This window comes from Acinetobacter sp. V2, assembly GCF_001188385.1.
GTDB classification, from domain to species: Bacteria; Pseudomonadota; Gammaproteobacteria; order Pseudomonadales; family Moraxellaceae; genus Acinetobacter; species Acinetobacter oleivorans.
On sequence record NZ_JZFB01000002.1, the window covers coordinates 3060 to 14965 of the forward strand.

At 38.3% G+C, this 11906-nt stretch carries 12 protein-coding genes and 1 pseudogene; 8 read left to right on the forward strand and 5 right to left on the reverse strand.

Going from position 1 to position 11906, the window contains the following annotated elements:
* Together UC75_RS08740 and UC75_RS08745 are read left to right on the forward strand one after the other, a co-directional pair.
* Positions 1-570, forward strand: a 570-nt coding sequence (locus UC75_RS08740) for a 2OG-Fe(II) oxygenase (RefSeq protein WP_049837367.1), incomplete at its 5' end; no start/stop codon positions are given.
* Between the two features lie 67 nt (positions 571-637).
* Positions 638-1165 carry a hypothetical protein gene (locus tag UC75_RS08745; protein WP_004789562.1) on the forward strand — a complete coding sequence of 176 codons (528 nt, stop codon included), beginning with the start codon at positions 638-640 and terminating at the stop codon, positions 1163-1165.
* 63 nt (positions 1166-1228) lie between these two features.
* On the opposite strand, the gene UC75_RS08750 is transcribed toward UC75_RS08745, so the two are convergent.
* From UC75_RS08750 to UC75_RS08765, 4 genes are all read right to left on the reverse strand, one after another.
* Positions 1229-1474 carry a DUF2789 family protein gene (locus UC75_RS08750; RefSeq protein ID WP_002119522.1) on the reverse strand — a complete coding sequence of 82 codons (246 nt, stop codon included), beginning with the start codon at positions 1472-1474 and terminating at the stop codon, positions 1229-1231.
* A gap of 176 nt (positions 1475-1650) precedes the next feature.
* Positions 1651-2637 (reverse strand): malate dehydrogenase, encoded by a 987-nt coding sequence (locus tag UC75_RS08755; RefSeq protein ID WP_003653591.1) that lies wholly within the window; start codon positions 2635-2637, stop codon positions 1651-1653.
* A gap of 211 nt (positions 2638-2848) precedes the next feature.
* Positions 2849-3511, reverse strand: coding sequence for a ribonuclease T2 family protein (locus tag UC75_RS08760; protein ID WP_004789563.1), 663 nt, complete (start codon positions 3509-3511; stop codon positions 2849-2851).
* 56 nt (positions 3512-3567) lie between these two features.
* Positions 3568-5511 (reverse strand): lytic transglycosylase domain-containing protein, encoded by a 1944-nt coding sequence (locus tag UC75_RS08765; RefSeq protein ID WP_049837368.1) that lies wholly within the window; start codon positions 5509-5511, stop codon positions 3568-3570.
* Between the two features lie 287 nt (positions 5512-5798).
* Between UC75_RS08765 and miaB the strand changes: the two genes are divergently transcribed.
* From miaB to ybeY, 3 genes are read left to right on the forward strand one after another with little or no spacing between them, the layout of a single operon-like run.
* Complete coding sequence (gene miaB, locus UC75_RS08770; protein ID WP_049837369.1) at positions 5799-7250, forward strand: tRNA (N6-isopentenyl adenosine(37)-C2)-methylthiotransferase MiaB; 1452 nt, start codon at positions 5799-5801, stop codon at positions 7248-7250.
* A gap of 37 nt (positions 7251-7287) precedes the next feature.
* A complete protein-coding gene (locus UC75_RS08775; protein WP_004789570.1) occupies positions 7288-8376 on the forward strand; it encodes a PhoH family protein in 1089 nt (362 codons plus the stop codon).
* A 9-nt stretch (positions 8377-8385) separates the two neighbouring features.
* Positions 8386-8868 carry an rRNA maturation RNase YbeY gene (ybeY, locus tag UC75_RS08780; protein ID WP_049837370.1) on the forward strand — a complete coding sequence of 161 codons (483 nt, stop codon included), beginning with the start codon at positions 8386-8388 and terminating at the stop codon, positions 8866-8868.
* Between the two features lie 100 nt (positions 8869-8968).
* Here ybeY and UC75_RS08785 read toward each other — a convergent pair whose 3' ends face one another.
* Positions 8969-9853, reverse strand: coding sequence for an energy transducer TonB (locus UC75_RS08785; RefSeq protein ID WP_049837371.1), 885 nt, complete (start codon positions 9851-9853; stop codon positions 8969-8971).
* A 232-nt stretch (positions 9854-10085) separates the two neighbouring features.
* On the opposite strand from UC75_RS08785, the gene UC75_RS08790 reads away from it, so the two are divergent.
* From UC75_RS08790 to UC75_RS20850, 3 genes and pseudogenes are all read left to right on the forward strand, one after another.
* The gene (locus UC75_RS08790; protein ID WP_004789576.1) at positions 10086-10757 is read left to right on the forward strand and encodes a hypothetical protein; all 672 of its coding nucleotides are present in this window, start codon (positions 10086-10088) and stop codon (positions 10755-10757) included.
* Positions 10758-10915: 158 nt separating this feature from the next.
* Complete coding sequence (locus UC75_RS08795; protein ID WP_004789577.1) at positions 10916-11629, forward strand: DUF3108 domain-containing protein; 714 nt, start codon at positions 10916-10918, stop codon at positions 11627-11629.
* Between the two features lie 71 nt (positions 11630-11700).
* Positions 11701-11906 (forward strand): annotated as a pseudogene (locus UC75_RS20850) (xanthine phosphoribosyltransferase); the annotation flags it as partial.

Genomic DNA, 11906 nt, shown 5'->3' on the forward strand with positions numbered 1-11906 from the left:
GATCAAATTCTAGATGATTTAAATACGCATGGCTTTGCGATTATTAATCAAGCCTATTCGGATCAATATCGCGCTCAAGTCGCTAACGAGTGTAGCCATCATATTGATGAATTTAGAGAAGCTGGCATTCAAAACGGCGTGATGAGTAATATCCGTAGCGATCATATTCTCTGGATTAATGATCAACTTCCTATTGCTCAGCAACATATTGTAACCTTAACTTCTTTTTCACAAAATCTAAATCAAGCATTCTATTTAGGAATTAAAGAAGTGGAAGCTCATTTCGCCCGTTATGGTTTAGGTGAGTTTTATGCTTTACACCGAGACAATCCTCAACAAAAAAATGATCGTATTATCTCAACCGTTTATTATTTACATCCAGAATGGCAAGAAGATTGGGGTGGTCAATTACGACTGCAAGATAAAAATGAGAAGTGGCATATCGTTAATCCAGAGCCAAATCGACTTGTAATATTTCAAAGCAATTTATTACATGAAGTATTAACTTCAAAACAACAAAGACTCTCTATCACAGCTTGGCTTCGTAGCGGAAATTCGATTTGGGTTTAATGGTTACTCTTTAAATTTGGTAAATGAACCCGATATAAAAGCTATTGATTAAAGAAGGTAATGGCGTATGTCTATTGAAAGTAAAACAATTGTGAACCGAATTGGTGAAACAGACCAACTTTATTTGACTGAAAATACGCCTGAACTTGCTTTGGAGCGTGCCGAGTTACGCATGCAACTTGTCGTATTAAGTCGTGTTCGCCAGGAACAACTTCATTTTTTACAAGAAGCGATTGTTTTGCTTGAACAAGCTCGTATGGAATATGAAGAAATGCCTTTGAGCTTATATCTTAATTTGTCTCTACACTTGGCCAAAGCGTATATGCTTTATTTTGAACTAAATAAAGAAAAACGTTTTGCGTTGATTACTCAACAAATTTTGAAGCCATTAGCACATCATGAACATGCTGATATTTATTTCTTCTTGGCTTATGCGTCAGCCGCTCGACAAGAGTCGGCATTGACACGCCATTGGCTAACTAAATATTTATCAACAAGCACATGTGATCTTGAATTGCTTCATGGCCAACCTGTATTTGACCTTGTCCGTCACGAGCCATGGTATAAGGATCAATTAAAAATAAAGACACATTAAACAGTTAATGTAATTAGGCCTGTTTTATATATTGGATATAAAACAGGCCTTTGTTTTATTCGTTTATTTTTTCACACTATCTTCATGTAGTTGTTCATTAAGTTCATCAATCACCACAATCCATTCATCATCTTTTTCCCAATGACTCTTTAAAAAATCACTTTGACCTTTTGACCAAAAAGAGGCTTCATGCAATTTCTGTTCAGCAGGCAATTGATGTGTTTTGATAAAGTTTTCGATGCTTGCCTCATCTGAATCTAAACCCAGCTGATCAAATAAAAGCTCTAAAGTAGGTTGCTGCTCAAACATTGTTATTCTCCTATAACTTGTTTTAAATCATCTATTAACTAATCTAACAATAAAACCTTTTTATATGCATGATAATGTTTATATTTTCTTGTTGTTTTTTGTGTTTTGTTTCAAATGATTAAATATAAAAAAGCACTCTAAAAAGAGTGCTTTTTTTAACTTATCAAAAAGATAAATTATTTCAACATGTCAGCGATTGCTGCACGTTCTTCTTCAAGCTCGTTTAGAGTGAAGTTGATACGCTCACGGCTGAATTCATCGATTTCTAAACCTTGAACGATTTTGTATTCACCATTCTCAGTTGTTACAGGGAAACCGAACATAACGCCTTCTGGAATACCATAAGAACCGTCAGATGGAATACCCATAGTTACCCATTTGCCGTTTGTGCCAAGTGCCCAATCGCGCATATGGTCAATTGCAGCGTTAGCAGCAGAAGCAGCAGAAGACAAACCACGTGCTTCGATAATCGCAGCACCACGTTTACCAACAGTTGGAAGGAACACATCTTTGTTCCATGCCGCATCGTTGATTTTGTCTTTTAAGCTTTCGCCATTTGCAGTTGCAAAACGGTAGTCAGCATACATTGTTGGAGAGTGGTTGCCCCAAACTGTTAAGTGTTCAATATCAGCAACTGCAACACCAGCTTTTTGAGCAACTTGAGTCAACGCACGGTTGTGATCAAGACGCAACATAGCAGTAAAGTTTTTCGCTGGAAGGTCTGGAGCAGAGTTCATAGCGATGTAAGCGTTAGTGTTTGCAGGGTTACCTACAACTAATACTTTAACGTCACGACTAGCAACTTCGTTTAATGCTTGACCTTGTCCGATGAAAATTTCACCGTTAACTTTTAACAAGTCAGCACGTTCCATACCAGGACCACGTGGACGAGAACCTACCAATAAAGCGTAGTCAGCATCTTTAAATGCAACTTTCGGATCATCAGTCCCGATCATGCCAGCCAATAAAGGGAAAGCACAGTCATCAAGTTCCATCATTACGCCTTTAAGCGCTTGTTGAGCTTTTTCAACTGGAACTTCAAGCAATTGTAAAATAACAGGTTGATCTTTACCTAACATTTCACCGCTTGCGATACGGAATAATAAGCTGTAACCAATTTGACCTGCAGCGCCAGTCACGGCAACACGAACGGGTTGCTTCATGTAATTGTCTCCAATGAGTGTCCTTAATCGGGCTAAATAGGAATTCCATCTAACCAAATCATCATAAACGGCAAAGATTGTACTCTAAAGATGTGGCAGATGCATGTAAAAGCGACTCATTTTCACCAAAAGTCTGATAGAAAATACAAATTAATCTTTACAAATAGATTCAATGTATGGTCAGCATTTTTTTACGAAATGATAGTTACCTTTAGTAACTACCTTTAATCGTAATTTCACCAGGGCAATTCGATACCACATGATTTGCACATTGTTTATATTGGCCTTTTACCGTGTAACACACCTTCACTTCCGTTAAAACAACATCTGAACGTGATAACTGACAAGTCAAACGAATACCATTTTGCGGCAAGCTCGGATTAAGACGAGTAAATTGCTGTTTTAAGGCCGACTGTTGAATTTCAACATTTGTCGAACTGGTAAGGCTAGCTGGAATTTTTAAACGTTCAGCAAAGTTAATAACCGTCCGGAAATATTGACTTGCATTCATAGGAACGCACCCCCCTACACTCTTCCAAAGCTGTACACGCGCATTATTGTCAGGCATGACCCGAGCTACGACTTTGGCTTGCAATGGGGAAAGAGCTGCCGAACTTTCTGTTGAACAATCGGTCTGATTTGTTTCTGGCATAAGGCCCGTAATTGTCAGTGAATATCCTTCAAGACATTTACGTTGTTTTTGTTTAGAGGGATCTAACGCACATGCGGCAGGTGTCATTTGTACGTGCATAACATATCCCTGTAAATTAACAGGTTCGGCATGCAAAACGGAACTCATCAATCCTACCCCTGCACAGATAAGCCACCATGCAAGTTGCAAAATTGAACGAAGTTCCAAATATCTATATTTCATTTAATTAAAACTTGAATATGCCAATTAAAAGAAGATCCATCATCAACCACCTAAACTTAAGGCGATGTACGCATTGGAATGACTTTCATACGTTGTGATAATGATTGAGCCCCTTGCCCCAATATCACACCATAATGTGTAGCATTCGTCATAACATGCTTGACATAGTCTCTGGTTTCTAACAATGGAATTGTCTCTGTATATTGGTCAGCCGAAATTGATTGAAAGTCCGGTTGCCAACGTCTTGCCCGATTAGGTCCAGCATTATAACCTGCCGTTGCCAAAACTGGATTATTGCTTAATTGTCCCTGAATCATCGACAAGTAAAATGTACCATATCGGATATTGGTATTCATTTCATTTAATGCCGCTGGATTATAGGTTTCGCCCATTTGACGTGCAATCAGCTTCGCCGTATCAGGCATAATTTGCATAAGTCCACCCGCTCCAACATGTGAGCGTGCAGAGGTAACAAATCGGCTTTCTTGTCGCATTAAACCATAAGCCCACGCTGGATCAATTCCTGCATTGTAACTATGACTTACGACATTAGTCTTATGGGGGGTCACATAGCGATACGTATCATTATGTTTATTTGTTGTACGATCTGCTGCGTAAATTGCACGGTCATACCATCCCATATCATGAGCACGCTTTGCAGCAGCTAATAACACGCCATCATCATGTTGAAGATAAGCTTGTCGAACGGCCCAGTTCCATTCTCGATTGGTATAAGTTGGATTTGCATTAATACGTCTTAAAGTAAAAGCACGATTAAAGTGAACATTCTGATCTAAACGTCTTAAATCACTTGCTGTTGGCTGGTCATCATAAGGTTGGTGATTATAACGTTCGCCCAAACGATCTTTAGCTAAAAGGTTGTGATAGTCATCACCACTGTCAGCTAATTTCTTATAAATACGTTGCGCAGTATTTTTTGAATTACTGTCATTGCGCTGCTCTGTTGCACGAGCAAGCCAATATTGCCAGCGATCTTCTTGTTTTTGTGTCACGCTCATAGCATCAATGGCACGAATTAAACTTTCCCACGCACCAAATCGAATTGCCTGACGCGCATAAATTTCAGCTTCTTCAGGGCTTAGAGGATAACCGTAACTTGCATCAAAATATTGAAGAACTTCACGATTGAAATTATTTTTCATGACCGTGGTGCCACCAATATAAGCCACCGTTCTATATAAATACTTTTGTATATTCTCTGGTGTACCTTGAGCGACACGTTGTACGTTCGAAAAAGCATTAGGTAAGTCATTATTAGCCAAACGACCTAATGCAAAAATCAAATAAGCATAGTCTGTATCATTTGTTTTAGGCGCACTCCACAAATAATTGAGTGGGTTAGCCTGAATTTGATTAAGCTGAGCTAAGGACAGATTCATACCTAAAGTCTGCGCCGTAGCAAGGGCCTGCCCTGTTAAACCAGAACGTAACTGCACCCAAAGGCGCTGTTGCTTATCTTGCTGACTCATTAATGGGCTAGATAACATCAAGCGTCCGAGTCCCACACAAGATTCAGGTTGCGATTCGGTGGCTAACCATACATCTTTATATTCAGCAAAAACTAATGCATCACCGGTTTTGGCTCTCACCTGTGCCAATGCACAGTTTTCGGCCTGATCTGGATTGGTGACATAAGATAGTAAAGGTTGTGCAGATGCGAAGTCAGCTTGTTTAACTTTTTCTTCAACATAATCGGCTGCTAATTTCTCAGCCATTGCTGATTGAGGATAACGTTGAGCAAAACTTACAATCGAAGCTGAAGGTTGAAAGCCAAGATTGGTATTAAGTTTCCAATATTCTGGATAGTACCCCAATACATCATTTTGCATAGCAAGCTGATATTGGTCTAATAAAGCGGTATTGCCACTATTTGCAGCATTTAACGCATCATTGAACTGCTCTTCGGCAGCATAGGTAAATGAACAACCAAGTAAACACATAGCTCCTAACCAGCTACGATGCATATATTTATTTTTCATTACACGACTATGGATTGATGAGCTCTTTCTACTTGGTCTCATAAATGTGTTAAACCCTGACTATTCACCTTCAAAGCATAGTTTAATTAGTCTTCGTGCTTTCTTTTGTTGTGTTATGTAACTCTATGATTCAACATCATTAAAATTCACATAATTTACTTCAAAAAAACGGTGTCACGTTCTAAAGGTTTACTGTTATCGGTTCGGTCCAAATACTGCTATAATGAATGGTTTGACCCATTTGGGGCAAATTTATTCTTTTTTAGATCGATCTGTTAGGAGCCTGCATGACGGTTCAAACCTTCATTCCCAATGGTGCCAAAGCTGCCTCAGAAAACACTGTTACCCAGCCAACGCACACCACTGATGTTTCAATAAAAAAACTTTATATTGAAACTCAAGGGTGTCAGATGAATGAGTATGACAGTCACCGTATGGCAGACCTTTTAGGGGACTCTCACGGTTACATTTTAACGAGTAACCCTAATGAAGCAGACATCCTGCTTATGAATACGTGTTCTATCCGTGAAAAAGCACAGGAAAAAGTATTTAGTGAATTAGGGCGCTGGCGCAAACTAAAAGACAAAAATCCAGATCTTGTGATTGGTGTCGGTGGATGTGTTGCCTCTCAAGAAGGTGACAATATTCAAAAACGTGCGCCTTATGTAGACATGATTTTTGGCCCTCAAACATTACACCGTTTACCACAAATGCTTGATCAACATAATGCTCAAGTAGAAAAACCTAAAAAAGACAAAATCAAACTCGTTGATATTTCTTTCCCAGATATTGAAAAGTTCGACTTTTTACCAGAACCACGCGTAGAAGGCTTTAAAGCATTTGTTTCTATTATGGAAGGCTGTTCTAAATACTGTTCTTTCTGTGTAGTTCCATATACACGCGGTGAAGAAGTTTCTCGACCTTTAGACGATGTACTTGCAGAAATTGCAGGCCTTGCTGAAAAAGGTGTCCGTGAAATTTCACTTCTTGGTCAAAATGTAAATGGTTATCGTGGTGAAACCTTCGAAGGTAGCATCTGTACTTTCCCTGAATTGTTACGACTCGTTGCAGAAATTCCGGGTATTGGGCGCTTACGTTATACAACATCGCACCCACTTGAGTTCTCTGATGAGCTAATTCAGTGTTATGAAGACTTACCTCAAATGGTGTCACATTTACACTTGCCTGTTCAAAGTGGTTCGAATGACGTTTTACAAGCAATGAAGCGAAATCACACGATTGATGTTTATATCGATAAAATTGCGAAGCTACGCAAAATTCGTCCAGATATGCATTTATCAAGCGATTTTATTATTGGCTTCCCTGGCGAAACTGATGAAAATTTTGCAGAAACATTGCAATTTATCAAAGATTTAGACTTCGACCATTCTTATAGTTTTGTTTATTCGAAACGCCCAGGTACACCTGCATCGGACTTGCCAGACACCACACCTGAGCAAGTTAAAAAAGAGCGTTTAGCTCAAGTTCAGAAAGTCATTAAGCAGTCTAGTATTGAAAAAACAGATGCTATGTTAGGTAAAATTGAACGTGTACTTATTGAAAAAGTATCTGATCAAGACCCTAATATTTTAATTGGTACTGCTGACAATACACGTCTAGTCACTTTCGTTGGTGATGCAACTTGGGTTGGTCGTTTTGCAGAGATCGAGATTACTGAAATTAAAACTTTAAATTTTGTTTACGGTGAGCTCTTGAATCTTGAACCTGACGTGGCGTAATGTAGAGGTATTCTAAAGTCTACTGAAAGGTTTTCTCTTGACTGCAGCGATTCGACGTACCGTAACATTTCCTGAAATTTCAATGGAACGTTTAAAGAGCATTCTAGGTGCCTATAATGGGCACCTGAAGCAAATTGAACAGCGTTTAGATGTCAAAATTACTCATCGTGGAGATGTTTTTCACATAGATGGTGAAATAGATGCTGTTGGGAGAGCCGAAGCATTATTGCAACGACTCTACGAAGAGTCTGAGGTATCCCAGCAAATCAGTGCTGATCTATTACACCTCCTCATTCAATCGTCACAAACTGAACGCAATTTCGAGTTGGTTGGTGATGAAATGGATGAGCACGATGCGCCGCTTGATGTCTATTTCCAGACCCGAAAAGGCCGCATTAATCCACGTGGTGCCAATCAAAAACGTTATGTACAACGTATTTTACAAAGCGATATTTCTTTTGGTGTAGGCCCTGCTGGTACAGGTAAAACCTATTTAGCAGTTGCTGCCGCCGTAGACATGCTAGAACGTAATGAAATCCAGCGGATTTTACTTGTACGTCCTGCTGTAGAAGCTGGAGAAAAGCTGGGTTTCTTACCTGGTGATTTAACCCAGAAAATTGACCCCTATTTACGTCCTCTTTACGATGCCCTTTACGAAATGCTTGGCTTTGAAAAAGTTGCTAAGTTAATCGAGCGTCAAGTCATTGAGGTTGCACCTCTTGCATATATGCGTGGGCGCACACTTAACCATTCATTTGTCATTTTGGATGAAGCTCAAAACACAACACCAGAACAAATGAAAATGTTCTTGACCCGTTTAGGTTTTGGCTCTCGTGCAGTGATTACAGGTGACATTACTCAAGTAGATTTACCTCGAGGTCAACAATCTGGTTTGGCACACGCACTTCGCGTACTCGAAAATATTACAGAAATTCATATTACCCGTTTCCATTCCCGTGACGTTGTACGTCACCAACTGGTTCAAAAAATCGTTGAAGCGTATGAAGGATGGGATGGTGAACAACAGCGTCTTAATGCTGAAGCACGTGCTGAACGCAAAGCACGTCAAGAGGCATTAGTTGCTGAAAACGATACAGCAGCAGACTTGCAACATCAGGATGCTTAAGGATTTATTTTGAAAATCAGTTTAAGTTTACAACAAGACTTTCAATCACCTGAGTTAGAGCTCAAACGAGCTCAACTCAAAAAAATTATTGAGACAACTTTACGCCACGTTGGTTATAAAGAAGATTGCGAAATTGGCGTTGCTTGTGTCGATTTAGCAGAAAGCCAACAACTTAATCTGCAATATAGAGAGAAAGATAAACCAACTAATGTTTTATCATTTCCAAGTGATATTCCTGAAGAAGTTTTACCAATGCTAGATGCCTTACCTTTAGGCGATTTAGTTATTTGTATTCCAGTGGTATTACAAGAAGCATTAGAACAGAAAAAAACTGCCCAAAATCATTTTGCACATCTATTAGTACATGGTGTTTTACATTTGCTTGGTTATGACCATGAAACCAGTGATGAAGATGCAGAGGAAATGGAAGGGATTGAAGTCGAAATTCTAGCAAAGCTGAATGTCGAGAATCCTTACCAAGAACAGATCTAATCATTATTAATTAGAAGAAAAACATAATCCGTCTTCAGATAGTTTTTTTCTAATTAACTAAAATCAATGTGGATAAGCTAAAACTTATCCACATTTTTTATTAATGTACTTCAAATTCTGCTTGAGCCGGATCGAAACGCCACGTACGTACAATGCGTAATTCAGAAATATCTTTCATATTGGCATCAAAATGCCCAAATGGTGCGCCGCGACGTACTGAAGACTTAGCTGCTTCATCTAATATTGAGTGTCCTGAGCTTTCAAGTAATCGAATTGCACGTATTCCGCCTTGGGCATTCAAAATCACCATTAAACGGACTTCGCCTCTTAGCTGTTGTTGTTTGGCTTCTTCTGGATAATAGCGATTACCATACAACTCTACTTTTTCACGGAACTTATCTAAATAAGCAGCCGAAGCATCTTTCTTCGCTTGAATTCCATCTACTGTTTTAATTTTTTGTTGCCGACTGAAATCTTGTCTACGTTGTAAATATTGTGCTTCAAGACTCGCAACCATCGCAGCTTTTACCTGAAATTGACTTTGTAATTGTTCTAGTTCTTTTTTCCTTTGACTCGCATCCGCTTGTTTTTGCCAACTTAAAACAGTCATTAAGACTTTTTCTTCAAATTTAAGCTCTCTTTGCTGCTGAACCTTTTGCAAACTTTCTAACTCTGCATTTCCTGTTGAAGCATCACTAGGCATCGGATTTGGAGTATCACTAGAGGTACGGTGAGCTTCTCGAAATGTGCCCGAACCTTGCTGGTCCGCTTGTGCCAAAAAGTCTGCCTGCTGAACTGGCTCATTGCTTGATCGAATTGAAATTGCAATTTCTTTGGTAGATTGCTCTGACGGACTAGGCATGGCAAAGTGGATGAGCAACACAAAAACATGCAGTAAGATTGCCAATATTGTCGCAGCAATAAAGACTCGGTCTTGCCACCAATGGTAAAAAGGCTCTATAGATAGACTTCTTTTGTTCAACATAATCTTAAAAGCATATAAATGCCTTATCCCCACGGTTTAATACCGAATAAAATATAAACTGATATTCAAATCTGGATAAAAGTGTGATTCACTTCAAATATAGAGTTTTATCCATTTTCATTTTGTCAAAATGTATCAATTAAATTTGTTACACTGCAATATCAAAACTCGTTTTTTATCATAATAAAGATTGTGTTGGTTCTTAAGTAAATTATCTTCTGGAAGTTCTTTTATGCAAACGCTATTTTCCTCATTAGTCAGACGCCTTAAAAAGGTCTACCAAAAAGCAGAAGCATTCATTGAAGAAGAAAGAGATTTTACGTTATCACAAACCTTTCTGAATGCGACTTTACAACGTTATGTTACCAATAATGTTGAATTTCTAGATGACCTCCACGCTGATCTTTATCATGACTGGTTAAGGTTATATGCAACCATGCATGTAAAAGGCCTAGAGACGACACTATCTGTTGATTTAAAACTAATTCAGATGGAATTTAATCAAGAACAACAGCTTTTAGTTTTTGAACAAATTAGTAATACACAAATTATTGAAGCGAAATATAAAAACTTTTGGCAGAAGATTGCCGTAAAAGCCGCTGTTTTTTACTATCATAAAATTTTGAAAAAAGATCCTTTAGGAATGATTCTGGAACGTTTTAATGTAGCAGAAGAACGTGATGAACTGATATTCCTTGATCTCAATCGCTGGTTTGGTAAAAAAGCCAGTATTATCGAGACATTAAGTAAAGTGCATGTAAATTACGCACGAGTTCGTGAGGCTGAGTTAGTCGTATTTGGAAATGTGAATTTAGCTGCGTTACTTTACCGTGATCAGGACGATGATTTTGAAGATGAATTAGAAGATTCTGAAATCACGCCAATCCAGCAAAAAGATGTATAGCGATATTATGAATAAAAATGAATTAACTGCCAAAAAACACAAATAGATTACACATTTAGCATAAATCCTGATTTTTTCTCCATGATCAACAGGCATAATATGTTTAAGTTATAGATGCATCAGCACTGACTTTTCAGTCTGTACAAGGATATTTACTTATGGCAACAAAATTTCTGAAATCGTTTGGCATCGCAACAGGTATTTCAACAACTTTGCTTTTTGCAGGTTTCTCAAGCCATGCACTTGCCATGAGCCCATTTCAGGCAAATTATCAGTTCACTTATAATAATAAAGGTATGGGTTCGGCTACACGTACCTTAAGCCAGCAAGGTAATAATTGGACTTATAATTTCACGGCAAAAGCAGGTGGAATTGCTTCTGCAAGTGAAACAAGTAAATTTAGTTTTGCTAATGGTAAAATTGGATCTCAAAGTTTTAGCCGTACCAGCAAAATTTTGATTCATAACAACACTATGAATATTAACTTTAATCCAAACAGCAAAACTATTTCTACCAAGAAAGATGATAAAGCTCGTTCATTTGCTTGGCAGGCTGGTGTGCTTGATGAGTTAAATGCAGAATTACAAGTGCGTGAAGATTTAAAAAATGGTTCACTTAAAACTTCATACCCTCTTGCCGATGCAAAAGAAGTTGAAAATCGTCGTTTTGTAAAACAAGGCAATGAGAAAATTAAAACTTCTTATGGCACATTTGATACTGTAAAAGTTGTTTTAGAACATGGTAAACCAGACCGTAATACTATTTTCTGGTTAGCACCTAAATTGGACTACTTACCAGTTAAAGTCAGCCATGTTGATGGTAAAACTTCTTATGGCCTGTTATTAACAAGTTATACAGGTAAAACGAATTAAAGCTTGCATTTTTTCGGATGCTTTTTAAAATACGCATTTGCTTTAAAAGCATCCGTCTAGAGGATTCTCCCGTGCACGCACTAGAACAGAAAATCTTAACAGAAGGTATCGTTCTATCTGATCAAGTCTTGAAAGTCGACGCTTTCTTAAACCACCAAATTGATCCTGTATTAATGCAGCAGATTGGTAAAGAATTTGCCGCTCGCTTTAAAGATGCAGGGATTACCAAGATTATTACCATTGAAGCATCAGGTATTGCACCTGCAATCATGGCAGG